Below are 22,808 nucleotides of genomic sequence, written 5' to 3' on the forward strand. Positions count from 1 at the left end.
GTTACTTATTCTCTACCGCCTCCCAATGCGCTGTACAGATTGATAACAGCCTGCATGCGCTGGAAATTATCAGAAACTTCACTCAACTGGGCGCTCAACAGATTCTGCTGGGCGGTCAGAATTTCCAGATAAGTTGCATCTCCACTCTGGAACAAAGCTTTCGTATAAGTAACTGCCTTATCCAGCTGTTCAACCTGTCCACGATCTTCGATCAGTTTCTTATTCTGCGTATCAAACAGATACAAAGCATCGCTCACTTCCTTACCTGCTTCCAGAATAGTCTGCTGGTAATTCATCCGGGCAATCTTTTCTTCTGCCTTGGATACCTTCAAATTAGCAATCAGCTTGCCGTGATTGAAAATCGGCTGAGCCAGAGAAGCCAGTGCCTGCAGCATGAACTGTCCGGGATTTGCCACAGAAATACCAGAACCGTTTGTCCAGCCGGCAGTAGCCGTAATGTTCAGTCCCGGATAGAAAGCAGCACGTGCTGAGTTCGTTGTATAATAAGCCGAAGCCAGAGTCATTTCTGCAATCTTCACATCCGGACGGTTTTCAAGCAACTGCATCGGAACACCGGCAGCCAGTTCTTCCGGCATCACCTGTTCATCCAGCGTATTGCGGTCAATCGTCTGCGGAGCTTTTGCCAGCAGAACAGACAGAGAGTTCTCAGTCTCACGAACCTGACGTTTCAACTCCATCAGCGAAGCTTCTACCTGATGACTGGCAGCACGCATCTGGGCAACGGCAGCTTCAGTTGTCATACCGGCTATTTTCATAGCTTCCATGACACGGACATTTTCCTTATAGATAGCAGCTGTTTCAGTCGTAATCTCTACCTGACGGTCAAGCATCAGCAAAGAGTAATATATATTGGCAATGCCACAAATAATCTGAGAGCGTACGGCCTGCTCTGAATACTTGCTTTGTTCGTATGCTACTTTCTGGCCACGTTTGGTATTCAGAATCTTTCCGAAGAAGTCAAGTTCCCAGCTTGCTGCAACCGGCAACTGATAAGCCTTTACATAAGTGCCTCCATCCATGCTGGTAGCTGTTCCCTGAGGAACCAGGTTGATGGAAGGTAAATAAGACAACTTTGCAGATGTCAACATTACCTTTGCTTCCTGTACACGAAGAGCTGCTGCCTGCATGTCCACATTATTTGCCAGCCCTTCTTCGATCAAAGCTTGCAACTTGGCATCGCGGAAAATATCCTTCCATGGCAGATTTCCCATATTGGTCGTATCAGCAGCCAGCGTGTCCGTTGCTGATGCCGGATCACGATAGATGCCTGAAGCATCTATCGTTTCCGGACGATCGTATGATTTGTAAATGTGGCAACTGCTCATCATAGCAGCCAGACACATCATTCCTATTATCTGTTTCTTCATGTTCGTCTAATCATTTTTTAGTAGGAGAATACTGTTCAATCTCTGCTTCCACTTCACTTTCGTCCAAGCTATCCCATTCCATCGGTTTAACCTTTTCCTGCAACCACTGGAAGATTACAAACAATACCGGAACAATGAAGATCTGCAGAATCATACCAATCAACATACCACCGATGGCTGAAGATCCCAGTGTACGGTTACCGTGAGCACCTACACCGAATGCAAACATCAACGGAAGCAAACCGACGATCATTGCAAGAGAGGTCATCAAGATCGGTCGCAAACGAGCTGCAGCACCCAATACGGCTGCCCAGGATATACTCATTCCCTGCTTACGGCGGTCAAGAGCGAACTCAACAATCAAAATCGCATTCTTAGCCAACAGACCCATCAACATAATCAAGGCAATCTGCATGTAAATGTCATTGGACATAGATCCGATAATCATCTTCAGAGCAGGTATGCTTCCCAGGGCACTGAAACCATTGACGAAAATGAAGCTACCCATCAAACCAAACGGTACTGAAAGCAATACAGCCAACGGAAGAATGTAACTTTCATACTGAGCACTCAACAACAGGTATACAAATACGAAACAAAGAACGAAGATAAGACCTGTCGTACTACCACTTGTAGAAGCCTCTTCACGTGCCATACCTCCCAATTCATAACCAAATCCGGTCGGTAAGTTTTCCTTGGCAACTTCCGCAATAGCCTGCAAAGCCTGACCTGATGTATATCCTGAAGCCGGAGCCACCATGACTTTCATTGATGTATACAGGTTAAAGCGGTTGATGATATCCGGACCATATACTTTCTTCATGCTGACAAACTGAGTAATAGGAGCCATTTCATTACCACTGCGAACCTTGATTCGATTCAAAGACTCCATATTCTTGGTTGCATCGGGTTCAGCCTGAATCATTACACGATACATCTTACCGAAACGGTTGAAGTTAGATGCATACAGACCACCGAAATATCCCTGCATGGTAGAAAGGATGTCACTCGGGCTGATTCCCGCCTTTTTACAGGCAGCAGCATCGATATCCAGCTGATACTGCGGGAAGCTCGGGTTGAAAGTAGTTCTTGCTGAGTTAATTTCCGGACGTGCTTCCAAAGCTGTTCTATAGTTATTTACAACTTCAAAGAAGTGATCCAGACTACCACCTGTCTTATCCTGCATATTCAACTCAATATCACTTGATACAGAATATCCCGGGATCATCGGAGGAGCAAAGAACAATACCTGTGCATCCTTAATCACTTTCTGTGCACGCATAAACAAGGTTGCATAAATGATATCAGAGTTCTGCATCATGGAACGCTCTTCCCAGTCTTTCAACTTGATAATGACAGAACCGTAAGAAGGTCCCTGACCACCGATAAAACTATATCCGGAGATAATAGTACGGGATTCAACAGCAGGCTCTGCGGCAACCAAGCTATCTACCTTTGCCAGAACTTCCATCGCACGTTCCTGTGAAGTACCAGGAGGCAGTGTCACTGCACCCATGATGGTACCTGTATCTTCATTAGGAACCATACCTGTAGGAGTAATCTTCATGAAGAACATAAGCAGAACAATAGATGCTGCTACCAGACCCATTGATAACCATTTCTTATGGATAAAGAATACAACACGTTTCTTGTAACTCTTCAGCAAAGAATCATAAGCTGCATTGAATGAAGCGTGGAAACGATCCACCATACTCATCTTCTTAGGCTTATGCTCAGAATCATGCGGTTTCAAGAAAATGGCACACAAAGCCGGAGACAAAGTCAACGCATTCAAAGCTGAGAATGCAATAGAAATAGCCATAGTGATACCAAACTGACGATAGAACGTACCTGCCGTACCACCCATGAAACTTACCGGAATAAACACTGACATCATGACCAGTGTAATAGAAACCAGAGCTCCACCCAGTTCACTCATGGCATCAATGGAAGCTTCCCGGGAAGATTTATATCCTTGATCCAACTTCGCATGTACACCTTCCACCACAACGATGGCATCATCGACCACAATCGCAATGGCAAGCACCATCGCTGACAATGTCAACAAATTCACACTAAAGCCGATCAGCTTCAAAACAAAGAATGTAGCAATCAAGGCAACCGGGATGGCAATTGCCGGAATCAAAGTAGAGCGCATATCCTGCAAGAAGACATACACCACAATAAACACAAGGATAAATGCTTCGATCAAAGTTTTGATAACTTCATGGATAGATGCATACAAGAAGTCATTTGCATTTTGTGCAACGTTAATCTTCAAACCTGCCGGCAAGCTTTCTTCTGCCTTGCTGATAACATCAAGCAAATTATTGATTGTTTCAGTTGCATTGGTTCCTGCCATCTGGAATACGATACAGGTTACAGCCTTATGACCGTTTACTGTATTATTAAAGGTATAGGCCAAACGTCCCAGCTCGATACGGGCAACATCTCCCAAACGGAGAACTTCTCCATTAGGCAACGCTTTAATAACGATGTCTTCGAATTCTTCCGTCTGCTGCAAACGTCCCTTATAACGGATGGTATATTGGAACGTCTGATTACCACGTTCACCGAATTGTCCGGGTGCGGCTTCGATGTTCTGTTCTGCCAATACACCGGAAATATCAGACGGTACCAGGTTATATTGTGCCATAACATCCGGTTTCAACCAGATACGCATGGAGTAATCCTGTCCCATCACATTGGCATCACCCACACCTTTCACACGCTGAACTTCCGGAATCAGGTTGATCTTCGCGTAGTTTTCAATAAACTCAATGTTATATTTATCTTCTGCATCGTACAGAGAGAAGATCAACAACATAGAGTTCTGACGTTTCTGAGTAGTTACACCGACTTTGGTTACTTCGGCAGGCAACAGACCCTGTGCCATAGAAACACGGTTCTGAACGTTAACCGCAGCCATATCCGGATCAGTACCCTGGTTAAAATATACACTGATATCTGCAGAACCATTGTTTGATGCACTAGACTGAATATACATCATGTTTTCAACACCATTGATCTGGTCTTCCAATGGAGCTACTACTGAATTCAATACAGTCTGCGCATTGGCACCCGTATATGAAGCTCTTACCGACACGGTAGGAGGCGCAATGTCCGGATATTGTGTAACTGGCAGGGTAGCCAGACCAATCACACCCAGAATAACTATCAAGATAGAAATTACCGTTGACAGCACCGGACGGTTAATAAATTTATCTAGTTTCATTCTATTCCTTACTAATATTATACGAATAAATTGTTCACCTCACACAATCATCAATTAAAAGCAGTCTGGATATTACCGTCGCGCTGATCCTGGAGGGCTTGCTGATACTTAGCTTCTTTCTGAGCTACCGTAATAGGAGAAATCTTCTGTCCGTCCTGCAAGGTCTGAACTCCTTCCACAACGATCTGATCACCTTCTTTCAATCCACCGGTAACAATGTAGTTCTTTCCGTCGTTCAGGTTAGAAATCTGAATTTCAGTATGCTTCAGTGTGCTGTCAGGCTGCAATACATAAACAAATTTCTTATCCTGAATTTCCTGTGTAGCAGTCTGAGGAATCAAGATGATTTCACTCATTGTATAAGGGAATACAACATTAGCCATACCACCACTGCGCAGGATATTCTGCTTATTCGGGAAAATGGCACGCATACTTACAGAACCTGTAGTCTGATCAATAACTCCACTTACAGCATCAATCTTACCTTCAGCATCGTACATTGTACCATCGGCCAACTGCAGTTTCACAGCCGGCATCTTTTCCAGCTGTTCTTTCAATGTACCACCGGCACGAGTCAAATCCAGCAACTGTTTTTCTGTCATTGAGAAATAAACATACATGTCACCGATTTCAGAAACAGTTGTCAAAGGTTCAGAGATAGACGGGCTCACCAAAGCACCGATACGATAAGGGAATGTACCGATTACACCGTCAGAAGGACTTTTCACTGTACAGAAGTCCAGATTCTGCTTGGCAGCAGTATATGCAGCCTCAGCCTGTGCCAGATTTGCCTTTGCAGTCAGCAGGTTATTTACAGCGGTCTGATATTCAAAGTCACTGATAATCTTCTGATCGTGCAACATCTTCTTATTCCGTTCTGTAGCAGTAATTGTTTCCAGATTAGCTTTAGCTGATTTTACAGAAGCAGCAGCCTGATCATATGCAGCCTTGTATTGAGTAGGATCAATCTGGAACAAAGCTTGTCCCTTACGGACAGTAGCACCTTCGTCCACACACAACTTAACAATTAAGCCAGATACCTGAGGACGGACCTCGATGTCCTGCAGACCCTTAATTGTTGCCGGATACTGTTCGCTCTGGTTGCTGGAAGTAGCCTTCACAGCTTCTACGGCAAACTGATTGTCACCCATTTTCATACCACCCTGGCCACCGCCACAAGCAGTCAACACCGATAAGCCTAATGCAGCAAAGGCCACTCGGCTAGAAGAAAAACTTCTGTTTCTTTTCACGCTCATATTCATATTAATAAATAATTAAAATTCCTGTTGTTTTCATTCATTAAAAACATCCAAGGCCTTTCATGTTTCCCCGTAAATACATGCCTCGCAGCATGCACTCACTCCCGTAATTTATCTAACCCACTTCCAACCTTAAGACTGCCAATAATGAAAACTTTTCTATAGCTCTTAGTTTTTTACCCGGCAAATATACGTAAAAATTCCCTCCTAAAATACCTGCTTTAACTAAGTATAACCATATTGGAAACGTGATATTACGTATAGCCTAATTATTCAGATTAATCGACAAATCCTGTAAACAAAAATAAGCCTTTCGCTTTCCGGTTTATAGTTTTTTAAACTTAAAAATCGTCGGTTTGTTATTTTATTTCTACTTTTGCGAAACACTTTACGAAAGATAATAAAACCTTTAGATATTATGGCAAAAATAACGAAAGAAGCAGCTCTGCTCTATCACTCGCAGGGCAAGCCGGGGAAAATTGAAGTTGTCCCCACCAAACCTTACCAGACTCAGCGTGATTTGTCACTGGCTTATTCACCAGGTGTCGCCGAGCCCTGTCTGGAAATACAGAAACAACCTGAAACCGCATACGACTATACAGCAAAAGGCAATCTGGTTGCAGTTATCTCCAACGGTACAGCCGTATTAGGATTAGGTGATATCGGAGCCATGAGCGGAAAGCCCGTCATGGAAGGAAAAGGACTGTTGTTCAAGATCTATGCCGGAATCGACGTATTCGATATCGAAGTTAATGAAAAGGATCCCGATAAATTTATCGAAGCTGTCAAAGCCATCGCTCCGACATTTGGCGGTATCAATCTGGAAGATATCAAGGCTCCTGAATGCTTCAAAATAGAACAGCGGCTGAAAGAAGAACTGGACATTCCGGTTATGCATGATGACCAGCATGGTACAGCCATCATCTCAAGTGCCGGACTTCTGAATGCGCTTGAAGTGGCAGGCAAGAAGATTGAAGATGTCAAGATCGTAGTCAACGGTGCCGGAGCATCCGCAGTTTCCTGTACCAAATTGTATGTTTCTCTGGGAGCCCGCCTGGAAAATATCGTCATGGTTGACAGCAAGGGAGTAATCTCCAAGGAACGCACAGACCTGAACGAACAGAAAAAGTTCTTTGCTACCGACCGTACCGATATCCACACACTGGCCGAAGCCATTAAAGGTGCTGATGTCTTCCTCGGACTGTCCAAAGGAAACGTCCTGTCGCAGGACATGGTACGCAGCATGGCCGATCACCCCATCGTATTCGCACTGGCCAATCCGACTCCTGAAATCTCATACGAGGACGCCATGGCTTCCCGTCCGGATGTCCTCATGGCAACAGGACGTTCCGACTATCCTAACCAGATCAACAACGTAATCGGATTCCCATATATATTCCGCGGTGCCCTGGATACCAGAGCAACAGCCATCAACGAGGAAATGAAACTGGCGGCAGTACGTGCCATTGCCGGACTGGCCAAGAAACCGGTTCCCGATGTTGTCAACGAAGCATATCATGTAAACAATCTGAGCTTCGGTCCCGAATATTTCATTCCGAAACCCGTTGATCCACGCCTGATCACTGAAGTTTCCATGGCCGTTGCCAAAGCAGCTATGGATTCGGGAGTAGCCCGCAAGCAGATCACCGACTGGGAAGGATACAAGAACCACCTTCGCGAACTGATGGGACAGGAAAACAAACTGACCCGCCAGTTGTATGAAACCGCCCGCCGCTGTCCGCAAAGAGTCGTGTTTGCTGAAGGCACTCACCCCAATATGCTGAAAGCAGCCGTAGAAGCCAAGTCCGAAGGTATCTGTAATCCTATCATCCTGGGTAATGAAGAACGCATCGAAAAACTGGCTAAAGAACTCGACCTCAACCTGGAAGGTATCGAAATAGTCAATCTGCGCCACGACCGCGAAGCAGAACGCCGCGAACGCTATGCACGCATCCTCTGCGAAAAACGTGCCCGCGAAGGTGCCAACTTCCAGGAAGCCAACGACAAGATGTTCGAAAGAAACTATTTCGGTATGATGATGGTTGAAACCGGAGAGGCTGATGCTTTCGTCACTGGTCTGTACACAAAGTATTCAAATACCATCAAGGTTGCCAAGGAAGTTATCGGTATTCAGCCGGAATACAAGCACTTCGGTACCATGCACATTCTGAACTCCAAGAAGGGTACCTTCTTCATTGCCGATACACTGATTAACCGTCATCCGGACACCGATACCCTGATCGATATAGCCAAACTGTCAGCCAAGGCTGTCCGATTCTTCAATCAGGAACCGGTCATGGCCATGTTGTCTTACTCTAACTTCGGTTCTGACCAGGAAGGAAGTCCGGCTAAAGTGCACGAGGCAATCAACTACATGCACCAAAACTATCCGGAACTTGCGATCGACGGAGAAATGCAAGTGAAGTTTGCTCTCGACAATACCCTGCGTGACGAAAAATATCCTTTCACACGCTTGAAAGGCAAAGAAGTCAACACTCTGGTATTCCCGAACCTGAGTTCAGCCAATGCCACCTACCAGCTCATCCAGAACATGAGTGAAACGGAAGTAATCGGCCCGATCCAGATGGGACTGAACAAGCCGATTCACTTCACGGACATCGAAAGTTCTGTCCGTGACATCGTGAATATCACGGCCATTGCCTGTATCGATGCCATCGTGGCAAAGAAAATGAAATGTAACCAATAATCACTTCCTATATACAGACCAGTCTCCTATTTCCGTTTCCGGATCAGGAGCACTGGTCTGCATTTTTTAAACCTACTGCCATGCGAAAACCACTCAACAATACCCAATGTATACTGCTCACCCTGTGCTGGGCAGCCCTCTGTTTTCTGGTTCTGACCTCTTCACCGCGTATCGACGGCCCCCTCATTGTAACGATCATCCTGTCTGGAGCCCTGGTTTTCATACCAATACTAAAAGCTATCAAAAGCCGCAATAAATAACCATTTCAACACTTTTCACCACACAAAATAGACCTTTTGATATTTTTTATTCGTTTTCTTATATAAAATGTTGCATAAATAAAATCTTATATTTACCTTTGCTGCCACAAGAGGGAACAACAAACATTTAATAATAATAAGAGATTAATCGTATGAATGCAGCGAAAGTATTAGAGGATCTGAAAAGAAGATTCCCCAATGAACCTGAATATCATCAGGCTGTTGAAGAAGTTTTAGGAACCATTGAAGAAGAGTACAACAAGCATCCGGAATTCGATAAAGTAAACTTGATTGAACGCTTGTGCATTCCCGATCGCGTATATCAGTTCCGTGTTACCTGGATGGACGATAAAGGAAACATCCAGACCAATATGGGTTACCGCGTACAGCATAACAATGCCATTGGCCCGTACAAAGGCGGTATCCGTTTCCACAGCTCTGTAAATCTGGGAATCCTGAAGTTCCTGGCTTTCGAACAAACATTCAAGAACTCACTGACAACTCTGCCTATGGGTGGCGGTAAAGGTGGTTCAGACTTCTCTCCGCGCGGAAAGAGCAATGCCGAAGTAATGCGTTTCTGCCAGGCTTTCATGCTGGAACTCTGGCGTCACATCGGTCCCGAAACTGACGTTCCTGCCGGTGATATCGGTGTAGGTGGCCGCGAAGTTGGTTACATGTTCGGTATGTACAAGAAACTTTCCCATGAATTCAGCGGAGTCCTGACTGGTAAAGGACGCGAATTCGGCGGTTCTCTGATCCGTCCGGAAGCTACCGGTTACGGAAATATCTACTTCCTGCTGGAAATGCTGAAAACCCGCAACATCAGCCTTGAAGGAAAAACTTGTCTGGTATCCGGTTCCGGTAACGTAGCACAATATACCGTAGAAAAACTGATCCAGCTGGGAGCTAAAGTTGTTACCATGTCCGACTCTGACGGTTACATCTATGATCCGGACGGTATCGACCGTGAAAAACTGGATTACATCATGGAACTGAAGAACCTCTACCGCGGACGTATCCGTGAATATGCAGAGAAATATGGCTGCAAGTATGTAGCAGGTGCACGTCCCTGGAACGAAAAAGCTGATATCGCATTGCCGTCAGCTACCCAGAATGAAATCAATGGTGACGATGCCAAAGCACTGGTTGCAAACGGAGTAATCGCCGTATCTGAAGGTGCAAACATGCCTTCTACTCCGGAAGCAATCCGCGTATTCCAGGATGCCAAGATCCTTTACGCTCCGGGTAAGGCTGCCAATGCCGGCGGTGTATCTGTTTCCGGTCTGGAAATGACTCAGAACTCTATCAAGCTGAGCTGGAGCCAGGAAGAAGTGGATGAAAAGCTGAAGAGCATCATGAAGAATATTCACGCTGCCTGCGTTCAGTATGGTACTGAACCCGATGGTTACATCAACTATGTGAAAGGTGCCAATGTGGCAGGATTCATGAAAGTTGCAAAAGCCATGATGGCTCAGGGCATCGTATAAAGATATTGTTATCTGCCTGATCAGGCACGGATTTCTCCCGAACGGAAAAAGGTTATTTACCTCCGCGGCAGGATGAAATCCGTGCCTGAACTGTTTCTGCACGATGCGCCGGAAACGACCGCACGATCTCCTCGCATTGACCAGTCAATGCAAAAGCAACGAACGCTCGATCAGGCCGCAACGACCGCACGATCCAGGCTCAACGAACGCTCGATTCAGGCTCAACGAACGCTCGATTTCAGGGAAACGGGCGCACGTTGCTACAGCCTTGAAAGTAAGTCACTAAAGTATCTAATATAGAATGATTTACAGAATTCTCCCGTCCAGCATGTGGATGGTACGGTCTGTCTGGGAAGCCAAACCTTCATCATGGGTCACAATGACAAATGTCTGTCCCAGTTTGTCCCGAAGTTCAAAGAAAAGCCGGTGAAGTTCTTCCTTATTATGAGTATCCAGACTTCCTGACGGTTCATCAGCCAGCACCACCGACGGATGATTGATCAAGGCACGGGCCACGGCTACACGTTGTTTCTCACCGCCTGAAAGTTCAGCCGGCTTATGCGAAGCCCGTTCGGAAAGTCCCATAAACTCCAGCATCTCCACAGCTCTCCGGCGTGCCTCACCCGACGAAACACCCTGAATCAGAGCCGGGATCGTCACATTTTCCAAAGCAGTAAATTCCGGAAGCAACTGGTGAAACTGAAAGACAAAACCGATTTCCCGGTTGCGGAAAGCAGCCAACTCACGCTCTTTCAACCTGTTGATTTCTGTCCCGTTGAGCAGGATACGGCCTGTATCCGGCTTGTCCAGCGTACCCATGATCTGAAGCAGCGTGGTCTTTCCTGCCCCACTGGGCCCCACAATGCTCACCACTTCTCCTTTATCAATAGTCAGATCAATTCCCTTCAAGACCTGAAGCGAGCTGAAACTCTTGGTTATTCCTTGCAGTTCAATCATTTTCTTACAGTTTACGTATCACATATTCAGCCAGATAACATCCGAATACCGCAGGCATATAGCTGACCGTACCTGCCGTAGACTTCTTGTTCTGTTCGTCATCCACCAGAATCACCGCAGACGGATCGGCCTGTTCCGTACTGAACACTACCGGCAGACGGCGTTTCATTCCCATCTTCTGCAACCGCTTGCGTACGGCTTTGCTCAGTCCGCAATGATAGGTCTCCCACAAGTCAGCAAAGCGTATCTGTGTGATATCCCGCTTGGCACCTGCTCCCATGCTGCTCACAATCTTCAGTCCACGTTGCAGGGCATGATAAATCAGATAGCATTTCGGTGCCACAGTATCAATGGCATCCACCACGAAATCAAACTGCGCACTGTCCAGCAAGGCAGGTATCGCCTCATCCTTCAGATAGACCGGCATCACGGTCAGTTCCAGCTCAGGATTGATGTCACGAAACCGTTCTGCCAGCATTTCGGCCTTCGGACGTCCCAAAGTGGAATGAACCGCAGGCAACTGACGGTTGATATTGCTGGGCTGAACTGTATCTGCATCCACGATGGTCATCCGCCCGACCCCGGCACGGCAAATCATCTCGGCAGCATAGGCTCCTACGCCTCCCAGTCCGACAACCAGCACATGCGCCCGGCGCAGACGTTCCATTTTTTCTTCACCCAGCAGCAGCTCCGTACGCTGTTGCCAGGCTGATCGGTCTGTATGTTCCATTGTCACTCTTTCTTAAACCATTTATACAACCAGTTGCCCACCTTGTCATAATACTGCGTTTCGGCCCATCCGCGCGGATCTGCAAAGGACAAGGATTCATTGGGATCACCTTTCTGGTCGGGATACAACAGCATGATACTGTTGTTATTGAAATATTTGGAAATCTGCATCGGCAGACGTTCAAAAGACGAGTCGTAAGAGATGGATCCCCGGCGGGAGCTGACAATGACAAGCAGGTGGTCGTAATTCACCTGACCGGTAATGATCAGCAGGTCATCCCAGTCTTCCAGTTCCTGGAATTCGGTCAGCACATCCTTATGTTTCTTCTGGATATATCCGCGAAGATAGCCGATGGTCTGCGGATGGGCAAAGAAATGAAGCCGGCATCCCAGTTCACGGCTCATGCGGCACAAATGGGTAATCCATTTCACAAAGCCATGTTCAAACTCCGCCTTGGGAGGAACGGCTACAATGATACGCCGCAGCGTATTGACCGGCATCAGGAAACGGGCTATCATCACTTGCTGGTAAGTATTCTTCAGCAGATTCTCTGTCAGGTTTCCGAAGAATGAATCAACAATACTTGACTTATAGTGAAGTCCGATCACAATGCTTGTAGCGTCATATTCCTTGGCCGTATGCATGATTCCGGTCGTAATGTTCAGGTCGAAACGGCTCACCGTCTTCAAATGCACATTGACGGAAGCTGTTATCTGTGAAGCTCTTTCAAGCGTACGCCGTCCGCGCATTTCCAGACGCGGAGAGTCTCCATTATCATTGATCACATTCAAAGCCACAAGATTCTGGTTCTGCTTGGGATCACGCACCACCAAAGCCAGTGCCATCAGGTTCTCCAGGGTTTCCGGGTTGGCAACCGGTATGAGGAAACATTCCTTTTCCTGAGCGTTTTCCTCATTCATTTCCGCATCATCCATGGCAATCCGCTTGGCGGCATTTTCCGTTATAAAGGAACTGGCCACACAGGTGACCAGAATCAGCAGAATCGTTCCGTTAAGTACATCCTCGTTCAGCAGGCGCGAACCGTCAGGAAGAATCAGATTATAGCCGACCAGCACGGCAGCCAGTGTTGCAGCCGCCTGCGCATTGCTCAGACCAAACATCAGCTCACGTTCCACACTGCTCATCTTGTAAATCTTCTGAGTCAGCCAGGAAGCAATCCATTTTCCCAGCAGAGCAACTACGATCATGACACCTGCCACCTTCAAGGCATCCAGATGTCCGAAAAGCACCTGCAGGTTGATCAGCATACCGACTCCTATCAGGAAATAAGGAATAAACAACGCATTTCCAACAAACTCCAGATGACTCATCAGCGGAGACACATGAGGAATCAGCCGGTTCAGTACCAGACCGGTAAGGAATGCTCCCAGAATACCCTCCATACCGATCAGTTCCATCAGTCCGGCTCCCAGAAACACCATGGCCATCACAAAGATATATTGCACCACATTGTCACTGTAACGCCGGAAGAACCAGCGTCCGATCCGGGGGAATGTATACATGATAAACAGACTAAGCAGAATTACTTTCAGGATCAGCCACATCCAGAACATGTCGGAAGTGCCGCCCTTGAACATACCGGCAATCACGGCCAGAACCAGTAAGGTCAGCGTATCGGTCACCGCCGTACCGCCCACCGCTATGCTGACCGCCCGCTGACGGTTGATGCCATAACGGATCACTATGGGGTAAGCAATTAATGTATGGCTGGCGTACATACTGGCCAGCAAAACCGAAGTCAGCAGTCCGTACCCCAGCAGATGAAGGTTGGTCCAGATACCGATTCCCAGTGGAAAGATGAAAGCAAGCAGTCCCAGCACCGTCGCCTTGACCCGGATGCTCTTGAAGTCTTCCATATTCATCTCCAGACCGGCCAGAAACATGATGTAATAGAGTCCTACTTTTCCGAAAAGCTCAAAGCTGCTGTCGCGCACCAGAATATTGAAACCATGCTCTCCGATTGCCACTCCGGCCAGAATCATTCCGATGATGTGCGGAATACGCAAACGTTCCAGAATGATGGGGGCAAACAGAATGATAACCAATACCAGGAAGAAAATCCACGTAGGATCCGTTACGGGCAAAGGCAGGTCGAAACCTATCTGGTCAAGCATTTCTTTCATAAATCAGGGCACTCTATATTGATTTCTCGCACAAAAATATGAAAAAAGTTTTTATTCCACCGGTTATTATTTCAAAATGTTTTAATTTTGCAGACAAAATCAATATTCCATTTTTAACATAAAGCAAAGTAGAAAAATGAAAGTAGCAATTGTTGGTGCAAGCGGAGCCGTAGGACAAGAATTCCTGCGCGTGCTTGATGAAAGAAACTTCCCGATTGATGAATTATTGCTGTTCGGCTCTTCACGTAGCGCGGGCCGTAAATACACATTCCGCGGCAAGGAAATCGAAGTCAAACTTCTGCAGCACAACGATGACTTCAAAGGTGTGGACATTGCCTTTACTTCAGCCGGTGCCGGAACCTCCAAAGAATTTGCAGAGACAATTACTAAATACGGTGCCGTCATGATCGACAACTCCAGTGCCTTCCGTATGGATGCAGACATTCCTTTGGTTGTACCTGAAGTAAATGCTGAAGATGCCCTGAACCGTCCGCGTGGCATTATCGCCAACCCGAACTGTACAACGATCCAGATGGTAGTAGCCCTGAAAGCCATTGAAAAGCTTTCACACATCAAGCGGGTACACGTATCCACTTATCAGGCTGCCAGTGGAGCCGGAGCTGCTGCAATGGATGAACTTTACGAACAATACCGTCAGGTACTGGCCGGTGAACCTGTCACTGTAGAAAAATTCGCTTATCAGCTGGCGTTCAACCTGATTCCTCAGATTGACGTATTCACTGACAACGGTTATACCAAGGAAGAAATGAAGATGTACAACGAAACCCGCAAGATCATGCACTCTGATGTAAAGGTCAGCGCTACTTGCGTACGCGTTCCTGCACTTCGTTCTCACTCAGAAAGTATCTGGATTGAAACAGAACGTCCGATCTCTGTAGAAGAAGCACGTGAAGCTTTTGCAAATGGTGAAGGACTGGTTCTGATGGACAACCCGGAAAAGAAAGAATATCCGATGCCGTTGTTCCTGGCCGGAAAAGATCCTGTTTACGTAGGCCGTATCCGCAAAGACCTGGCTGACGAAAACGGACTGACTTTCTGGATCGTAGGTGACCAGATCAAGAAAGGTGCTGCCCTGAATGCAGTACAGATCGCCGAATATCTGATCAAAGTAAAGAATATCGGTTAAATAAAGGTATATATATCCGCAGAAACTGATCTGCGGATATAAAAAGAAATCAGGAAATCCGACTGACCGTTCCGGCCATACGGATTTCCTGATTTTCTTTTTTTCGTTCACTGCAGTTGCAGCCTTCGGGCTTACAACTTTTCTATCTGGAATCTTCCTTCGTGATTCAACACATAACGCACTCCCTCAGAAGGCAGGGTAATCCACACGCGACACTGGGAGGAAGTCGCTTCCATTCCGATTTCCGAACCTGCGGGCAAAGCCTTGCGTTCACTGTCGCCCAACGGAAAATCCTTTGTTGCCAGCAGATAGCTGCCGGCTTTCGCCCGGTGCTCCTGTTGTTCATAGAACATAGCCCACAGCAGCTTGTAGGCATCCATCTGATAAGGATAACGGAATGTTTCTTCTCCCTTTCCTACCGTTTTCGAAGAAAAATAAAGGAATCCCCAGCGGTCGGGCATGTGCATGTCAATCCGTCCGGTCGGTTGCCATACCCAGTTTTCTTCCGGACCTCCTTTCTTGAGCCATTGTACACGGGAGAAGTTAATGCGCCACCAGTTGCCGGCCTTCAGCGGATTATTGAAATCCCATGTCAGTGCCTGGTGCGGAATAGCCATTTCCACAGTCCACTGGCGGTCCTTGTCTTCCGGCTGATTCAATGTTCCGTCCAGATGAACAGCCAGCTGGATGCCCGGACAGTCCCACTGAATCATAAAATTGCCTCCCGAACGGTAAGGACGGTTCAGCAACAGATCAAAGATCACTCCGCGGGCATTGTTCTCAATCTCAAAATAATGATGTCCGTCTCCATCCGGATCGATGAAGACTTCAAAATCATTGTCATAATAAATAATGGTGTCACGCTTCGTCAGACGGGCCTGAATATTCGGTTCTTCCAGTACTGCGCTTACATACAGACAGTCATCATCCCACAACATTTTCGCCTTGGTATCATATTTGGGCTTGGGGAAACCTTCCCCACTGATATCCCGGAAAGAAGAGGTGGGCTGAGCCAACTTCCAGGAGGCTTCATCCGGCCGGCCGTCTATCTGTATTTTCTCTGCCGTACGATAGCATACATAACCTTCGGGCAAGGTCAGCATGCGGGCATGTTTCTCAAACAGGCTCTGTGCCCCGGCCGGAAGCAGGGAGCACACGAGCAATGAACAAAGAAGCTGAATCTTTCTTTTCATCTGAATGGGTATTTAGTTACTTGAAATCACCTGTCCTACACCGCGATACAGTTTGACCGGTCCGTCAAGCAATACGGCTATGACTGTAATATTCTCATCCTGTACACGTTCGGGCACATCAATGTAAAGGTTTCCGGGAACTTCGCTCCAGTAGTTCTTATTATGTACCTTATAAGGAAGCATCGTTCCGTTGCCTACAACCCACACGCGGTTTACCTTGTTCATCAGTCCTTTCACTTCAATCGGTCCGTTCGGACGGTAAGGCAGATAGAGGTAAAGAATATCTCCGGCCTCATTCAAAGTGGTATATCCCTGGAAGTGTTCTGCAGGAATTCCCGCACGGGTTTCATAGACAGCCTCTTTATGTTTGTTGATCCAGCGGCCGAATTCTTTCAGGATGGCTACCTGCTCGTCGGGAATTGTTCCGTCTTCCTTCGGACCAATGTCCAGCAGCAGATTACCTCCCATGCTCAGACAGTCAACGAAGGTACGGAGAAGAATCTGAGGAGTCTTATAGTTACTGTCCGAATGCTGATAGCCCCATGAATCATTCATGGTCATGCAGAGTTCCCAATATTTATCCTGCGGACGAACCACGGGCACGCCTTGTTCGGGAGTTGCATAGTCACCATATCCCTGAATACGGGAATTGATGATCACATTGGGATTGTCAGAACGGAGCAAGTCTACGATTCCTTTGGAGTTCCAGCGTTCTGCACTTTGCTCCCAGTCACCGTCGAACCAGTACAGATCTGGCTTCCAGGTTTTGTTCAGTTCCGACAACTGGGCAAAGTTGAATTTCACAAAACGGTTCCAGCGTTCCGGATCATCCTTGTATCTCACTTCGGTCCGGGTCTTGTTCGGATAATCAGGATGTGACCAGTCAAGCAGGGAATAATAGAATCCCAGTTTCAGGTCATGCTTTCTGACTTCTTCCACAAACGGAGCCAGAACATCGCGTTTGGCAGGAGTTGATTTCACCACACTCAGGTCACCGGCCTTCGTATTCCACAAAGCCACTCCGTCATGATGTTTCGTCGTAATAACCGCATAGCGGGCACCACTTTCCTGAATCAAATCAACCCATTTCTTCGGATCATACTTCGAAGCCGTAAATCCTTCAGCCTGTTTCATATATTCTTCATAAGGCAGATAGTTGTTGAAAAACGACCAGCTCTCGGAAACTCCGTTTACAGCATAAATTCCCCAATGGATAAATATACCCAATTTAGCTTCCTTAAACCATTCCATGCGCTTTTCTTTCTGCGCATCTACCTGTCCGGTTGCCGGAGTCTGTCCCAGCAACGGCCCTGACACCGCCAGCAGGGCGGCAAAAAGTCCGATAATCTTATTTTTTCTCATAAACCAATTTATATACTTTCACAAATATACATTTTTCTGTTCAAATCTACCAATTTAATGCCTACCTTTGTTTCCCAAATCCGTACAATTCAATAAAATCATGAAAGATAACAGCGAAGAAATGTTCCCTCTTGTGGACGAAGAAGGAAATATCACAGGAGCAGCTACCCGGGGCGAATGTCATAATGGCAGCAAACTGCTGCACCCCGTAGTTCATCTGCATGTATTCAACAGTCAGGGAGAACTGTACTTACAGAAACGGCCGGACTGGAAAGATATCCAGCCCGGGAAATGGGATACGGCCGTCGGAGGGCATGTGGATCTGGGAGAAAGTGTAGAAATGGCCCTGAAACGTGAAGCCCGTGAAGAGCTGGGCATTACAGACTTCACACCGGAACGTCTGATGCATTATGTTTTCGAATCTGCCCGTGAGAAGGAACTTGTCTTTACACATCGTACGACTTACGACGGGACAGTTACACCCAGCGAAGAACTTGACGGCGGACGTTTCTGGTCACTGGAAGAGATCAGAAGCAACATCGGGAAAGAAATCTTTACACCAAACTTCGAAAATGAATTCCGGAAGCTGAATTTCTGACTCCGGACTCCTGCGAAAGTGTTAATGCTTGATTTATGTCAAGTATTAGCACTTTTTTTGATTTTTCTCTTTATCCGGAGAATAACGAGCCTCAAAAAGCCGTACTTTTGTGTTGTAAAACATAACAAACAGGATAACTAGACATGAAAAAGATTAAAAGCATTTTGAAAAGAGGATTGGTTAACATGGGAAACAATCAGCTTCGCATGTGGGGTTATATGACCCGATAAGTCCAGTCAAAAAGTATTTTAAGTTTACTTTTTATAGAAGCAAACGAAAAGAAGGAAATAAATTTGAGAGATTTCAATGCGTCAGAGGACCAATTGTGTGTAAGTATGGTTTCAACCGACAAACCATACTTTTTTATGCCCTGACATCAGAAAGGTACTTCCAGTAAAAGACAACGGAATCTCAACGTAAAAAGGCTTCAATGTGAACACCTGCACATTGAAGCCTTTTTCACTCCTACATAAACTCTTTCTGCCGGTCAACTCCGGCAAAGAGCATGATGGAGATATCAATATTCTGTCTTGTCCTCCTTCGCTTCCCAGTCTTTAAAAGCCTGAATAGCTTCTTCGGGCAACAATACTTCCGATTTTAATTTCCGGTCAGCCGGTTTCAGATCCAGTTCCTCATAAATAAAGGCATCATCAAAACCGATGGCTGCCGCATCATGTTTGTTATTGCCATAATACATGCAGTCCAGATGTGCCCAGTAAATAGCCCCCAGACACATCGGGCAAGGTTCACAAGACGTATAGATCTCACAGCCGCTCAAATCAAACGTACCCAGAACTTTGGCTGCAGCGCGGATAGCACTGACCTCCGCATGAGCCGTCGGGTCACAATCGGGAGTCACACGGTTCACTCCGGTTGCCACTATTTCTCCGTTTCGGGCTATGACAGCACCAAAAGGTCCTCCACCTTCGGCTACATTTCTGATAGAAAGTTCTATGGCCTTTCGCATTAAGTCTTCTTTTGTCATAATCAAAACAACTAAAATTCCTTTTGCAAAAATAAAGATTCCGGCCTGAAAAACGAGTTTACAGGGCTTTTATTTTATATTCTATGATAATCGGATTCCCATCTTCACTGGACGTCTCAACAATTTTGTCCAGCCTCTCAAAATATTGGTTTCTTTTTTCCTCCGGAACCTCCTTAAGCCTTTCCTTCAATTTATATGGCATAACATAAGTAAGGAACGCACTGTCACTTTCGGTATTATCATAGAAGAAAGAAGATGCAGACAAATATGTAAGATCATTCTCCAGTGCAGATAAGTCATAAGCCATCACTTGCGAAGTCTGAATGTTTTTCATCCATACCGTAATATTCCCCTTCTTTATAAAGGGAACAATAGCATGTGTATTGTCCGCTAATATCCCGTCAAAAAAGCCACGGCTGTCCAATTCCTTTTGATAATCCCGATTATTTTCCTTCATGGCAGATTCCTGCTCACTGGTCAACTGCTCTGATGCCAGGTAAGACATTCTATTGAATGTTCCATTCCCTGTGGTATCATACGCAAACAATTCATTTGAACGTCCCATAGGAAATAAATAACAATGACCGTATTTTACAAAGGAAATGTTTCTCTGAAGCCCTAATCCTGAATTGTTTTTCAACTGGCTTTCGATAAATTTCCCGTTTTCATCCAGCAGATGAATCACTTTTTCATCATTCAGGACAGACAACAATATTTTATCACCGGCCAGACGTATTCCTGATGCATTCACACCGATGGGAATTTCCTTAGTCCATTTACCGGTACAATCATACACCTGAATCTTGTTTGCAGTCAGAATATAGATGTTTTCATTCTTAATATCAAAATCAGACAACAAAGGGTATTCTTCCGGTCCTGATCCGATCTTTCCGATGCAATTCCGGAAACGACCTTCTTTATCAAACATCATTAATGGACTATTCCCGGACTTTATATAAATAAAATTGCCGCGTCTGGTTACTTTTTCTATACTGCCTAACAAAGATGAATCATTGGTTTCAAGCGGTATAACATCGGATATTGTCAGAATGGAAGACATGAGAGTTTTCTCTTTATGAACAATTTCCGAAGAATCATCTATGATTGCTTCACATTTATCAACCTGCTTTTGTTCACTACATGCGAAAAGGCCGGACAGAGTCAAGGCTAACAATAAAAAAGTTTTTTTCATTTCAAGATAAGATTAATCAGCTTACAAAAATAAAAGGCCTCTGGAAAAAAACTCCAGAGGCCTTTCCTTTTTATATAATATTAACTATGATAAGCAACTAAGCGACTCTATTACATCATGCCGCCCATACCGCCCATTCCCGGAGCAGCCATCGGCATTTCAGGCTTATCTTCTTTCTTCTCTACGATAACACATTCGGTTGTCAGGAACATACCTGCGATAGAAGCTGCGTTTTCTAATGCAACACGAGTAACTTTGGCAGGATCTACCACACCAGCTGCATGCAAGTGTTCGTAAACATCGGTACGTGCATTGTAACCGAAGTCGCCCTTGCCTTCACGTACTTTCTGAACAACTACTGCGCCTTCTTTACCAGCGTTGGCTACAATCTGACGCAACGGCTCTTCGATAGCACGTTTGATGATTTCGATACCAGTTGTTTCATCAGCGTTGTCACCCTTCATACCTTCCAAAGCATCGATGGCACGGATGTAAGTTACACCACCGCCCGGAACGATACCTTCTTCGATAGCTGCACGGGTAGCGCACAATGCATCGTCAACACGGTCTTTCTTTTCTTTCATTTCTACTTCGCTGGCTGCACCTACGTACAGAACTGCTACACCACCTGACAGCTTAGCCAGACGTTCCTGCAGTTTTTCCTTGTCATAATCAGAAGTAGAATTCTTCATCTCAGCCTTGATCTGGTTGATACGTTCCTGAATCAGTTCTTTCTGACCGGCACCGTTTACAATGGTTGTATTTTCCTTAGATACAGTTACTTTATCGCAAGTACCCAGCATTTCCAGTGTAGCCTGTTCCAGTTTCAAGCCTTTTTCTTCGCTGATTACAACACCACCTGTCAATACGGCAATATCTTCCAGCATAGCTTTACGACGGTCGCCGAAGCCCGGAGCTTTCACTGCACAGATCTTCAACTGACCACGCAGACGGTTTACAACCAGAGTAGTCAAAGCTTCGCTGTCCACATCTTCTGCGATAACCAGCAAAGGACGTCCGCTCTGTACAGCCGGTTCCAGAATAGGCAGGAAATCTTTCAGGTTAGAAATCTTCTTGTCATAGATCAGGATATACGGATGTTCCATCACGCATTCCATCTTCTCTGTATCTGTTACAAAGTAAGCTGACAAGTAACCACGGTCGAACTGCATACCTTCTACTACACCGATAGTAGTATCTGTACCTTTAGCTTCTTCGATAGTGATCACACCGTCCTTGGAAACCTTGCGCATTGCATCTGCAATCAGTTTACCGATCACCGGATCATTGTTCGCAGAAATTGTTGCAACCTGTTCAATCTTATCATAGTTATCGCCTACAGTTTCAGCCTGCGACTTGATAGATTCAACAACCTTGGCAACTGCTTTATCGATACCGCGTTTCAGATCCATCGGGTTTGCACCGGCAGTTACATTCTTCAAACCTACGCCTACAATAGCCTGAGCCAGAACAGTTGCAGTAGTTGTACCATCACCGGCATCGTCACCAGTCTTTGAAGCAACAGACTTCACAAGCTGTGCACCTGTGTTCTGGAACGGATCGCTCAATTCCACTTCTTTAGCAACAGTTACACCATCCTTTGTAATGTGAGGAGCACCGAATTTCTTTTCGATGATCACGTTACGGCCTTTCGGGCCCAGAGTTACTTTCACTGCGTTAGCCAATTCATCTACACCTTTTTTCAACAGGTCACGCGCGTCCATATTGAAGAGAATATCTTTTGCCATAATAATTTCCTTTCTTTAATTTATAAGTTATTGATTAACCAAGCACTGCAAGCACATCGCTCTGACGCATCATCAGATACTTCACACCTTCGTGTTCAATTTCTGTACCTGAATATTTACCGTATAAAACTTGATCGCCTACTTTCAAGACCATTTCTTCGTCTTTAGTTCCGTTGCCTACTGCAACGACTTCACCCTGCAACGGTTTTTCTTTCGCTGTGTCAGGAATAATAATACCGCCGATTGTTTTTTCTTCTGCAGGAGCCGGAAGAATCAGGACTCTGTCTGCTAATGGTTTAATGTTCATAATTCTATGTTTTTATATGTTTATACTTATTGAAATTTGTCCGAAAGGACGCAAACCACATAGCCAAAAGTATGCCAAAGCACAAATGTGACAAACTGGCAGGACTTTT

The 22,808-nt window shown here is 45.8% G+C and carries 16 protein-coding genes and 1 pseudogene; 5 read left to right on the forward strand and 12 right to left on the reverse strand.

The window, feature by feature from the left end; translation table 11 throughout:
- Window positions 1-5: 5 nt before the first annotated feature.
- The 3 genes from BACCOPRO_RS10370 to BACCOPRO_RS10380 are packed head-to-tail and all read right to left on the reverse strand — an operon-like array spanning window position 6 to window position 5,885.
- A complete protein-coding gene (locus BACCOPRO_RS10370) occupies window positions 6-1,388 on the reverse strand; it encodes a TolC family protein (RefSeq protein ID WP_008143413.1) in 1,383 nt (460 codons plus the stop codon).
- Window positions 1,389-1,398: 10 nt separating this feature from the next.
- On the reverse strand, window positions 1,399-4,623 hold the full coding sequence (locus tag BACCOPRO_RS10375; protein ID WP_008143414.1) for an efflux RND transporter permease subunit: 3,225 nt from the start codon (window positions 4,621-4,623) through the stop codon (window positions 1,399-1,401).
- Window positions 4,624-4,673: 50 nt separating this feature from the next.
- The gene (locus BACCOPRO_RS10380; protein ID WP_008143416.1) at window positions 4,674-5,885 is read right to left on the reverse strand and encodes an efflux RND transporter periplasmic adaptor subunit; all 1,212 of its coding nucleotides are present in this window, start codon (window positions 5,883-5,885) and stop codon (window positions 4,674-4,676) included.
- A 415-nt stretch (window positions 5,886-6,300) separates the two neighbouring features.
- On the opposite strand from BACCOPRO_RS10380, the gene BACCOPRO_RS10385 reads away from it, so the two are divergent.
- The 3 genes from BACCOPRO_RS10385 (at window position 6,301) to BACCOPRO_RS10390 (ending at window position 10,336) form a co-directional block, all read left to right on the forward strand.
- Window positions 6,301-8,589, forward strand: a complete 2,289-nt coding sequence (locus BACCOPRO_RS10385; protein WP_008143417.1) for an NADP-dependent malic enzyme — start codon at window positions 6,301-6,303, stop codon at window positions 8,587-8,589.
- An 80-nt stretch (window positions 8,590-8,669) separates the two neighbouring features.
- Complete coding sequence (locus BACCOPRO_RS18340) at window positions 8,670-8,849, forward strand: hypothetical protein (protein ID WP_022277705.1); 180 nt, start codon at window positions 8,670-8,672, stop codon at window positions 8,847-8,849.
- Between the two features lie 152 nt (window positions 8,850-9,001).
- Window positions 9,002-10,336, forward strand: coding sequence for an NADP-specific glutamate dehydrogenase (locus tag BACCOPRO_RS10390; RefSeq protein ID WP_008143420.1), 1,335 nt, complete (start codon window positions 9,002-9,004; stop codon window positions 10,334-10,336).
- Between the two features lie 306 nt (window positions 10,337-10,642).
- Here the strand turns inward: BACCOPRO_RS10390 and BACCOPRO_RS10400 are convergent, their stop codons facing one another.
- The 3 genes from BACCOPRO_RS10400 to BACCOPRO_RS10410 are packed head-to-tail and all read right to left on the reverse strand — an operon-like array spanning window position 10,643 to window position 14,167.
- Entirely contained in the window at window positions 10,643-11,293 is a 651-nt protein-coding gene (locus tag BACCOPRO_RS10400) for an ABC transporter ATP-binding protein (RefSeq protein ID WP_008143423.1), read from the reverse strand.
- 4 nt (window positions 11,294-11,297) lie between these two features.
- On the reverse strand, window positions 11,298-12,023 hold the full coding sequence (locus BACCOPRO_RS10405; RefSeq protein WP_008143425.1) for a tRNA threonylcarbamoyladenosine dehydratase: 726 nt from the start codon (window positions 12,021-12,023) through the stop codon (window positions 11,298-11,300).
- 2 nt (window positions 12,024-12,025) lie between these two features.
- Window positions 12,026-14,167 (reverse strand): cation:proton antiporter, encoded by a 2,142-nt coding sequence (locus BACCOPRO_RS10410; protein WP_008143428.1) that lies wholly within the window; start codon window positions 14,165-14,167, stop codon window positions 12,026-12,028.
- Window positions 14,168-14,303: 136 nt separating this feature from the next.
- On the opposite strand from BACCOPRO_RS10410, the gene BACCOPRO_RS10415 reads away from it, so the two are divergent.
- Window positions 14,304-15,314, forward strand: a complete 1,011-nt coding sequence (locus BACCOPRO_RS10415; protein ID WP_008143430.1) for an aspartate-semialdehyde dehydrogenase — start codon at window positions 14,304-14,306, stop codon at window positions 15,312-15,314.
- Between the two features lie 134 nt (window positions 15,315-15,448).
- Here BACCOPRO_RS10415 and BACCOPRO_RS10420 read toward each other — a convergent pair.
- Window positions 15,449-16,507: pseudogene (locus BACCOPRO_RS10420) on the reverse strand (carbohydrate-binding family 9-like protein); the annotation flags it as partial.
- Between the two features lie 12 nt (window positions 16,508-16,519).
- Window positions 16,520-17,869, reverse strand: coding sequence for an alpha-L-fucosidase (locus tag BACCOPRO_RS10425; RefSeq protein ID WP_008143434.1), 1,350 nt, complete (start codon window positions 17,867-17,869; stop codon window positions 16,520-16,522).
- Between the two features lie 97 nt (window positions 17,870-17,966).
- Here BACCOPRO_RS10425 and BACCOPRO_RS10430 point away from each other — a divergent pair, with 97 nt between their 5' ends.
- Entirely contained in the window at window positions 17,967-18,467 is a 501-nt protein-coding gene (locus BACCOPRO_RS10430; protein ID WP_118400227.1) for an NUDIX hydrolase, read from the forward strand.
- Window positions 18,468-18,984: 517 nt separating this feature from the next.
- Here the strand turns inward: BACCOPRO_RS10430 and BACCOPRO_RS10435 are convergent.
- The 4 genes from BACCOPRO_RS10435 to BACCOPRO_RS10450 form a co-directional block, all read right to left on the reverse strand.
- Window positions 18,985-19,452, reverse strand: a complete 468-nt coding sequence (locus BACCOPRO_RS10435; RefSeq protein ID WP_008143438.1) for a nucleoside deaminase — start codon at window positions 19,450-19,452, stop codon at window positions 18,985-18,987.
- 58 nt (window positions 19,453-19,510) lie between these two features.
- Window positions 19,511-20,644 (reverse strand): DUF4934 domain-containing protein, encoded by a 1,134-nt coding sequence (locus BACCOPRO_RS10440; protein WP_008143440.1) that lies wholly within the window; start codon window positions 20,642-20,644, stop codon window positions 19,511-19,513.
- A gap of 110 nt (window positions 20,645-20,754) precedes the next feature.
- A complete protein-coding gene (groL, locus tag BACCOPRO_RS10445; protein WP_008143442.1) occupies window positions 20,755-22,392 on the reverse strand; it encodes a chaperonin GroEL in 1,638 nt (545 codons plus the stop codon).
- A gap of 34 nt (window positions 22,393-22,426) precedes the next feature.
- On the reverse strand, window positions 22,427-22,699 hold the full coding sequence (locus BACCOPRO_RS10450) for a co-chaperone GroES (RefSeq protein ID WP_008143444.1): 273 nt from the start codon (window positions 22,697-22,699) through the stop codon (window positions 22,427-22,429).
- Window positions 22,700-22,808: the final 109 nt, after the last annotated feature.

Source organism: Phocaeicola coprophilus DSM 18228 = JCM 13818 (assembly GCF_000157915.1).
Taxonomy (GTDB): domain Bacteria; phylum Bacteroidota; class Bacteroidia; order Bacteroidales; family Bacteroidaceae; genus Phocaeicola; species Phocaeicola coprophilus.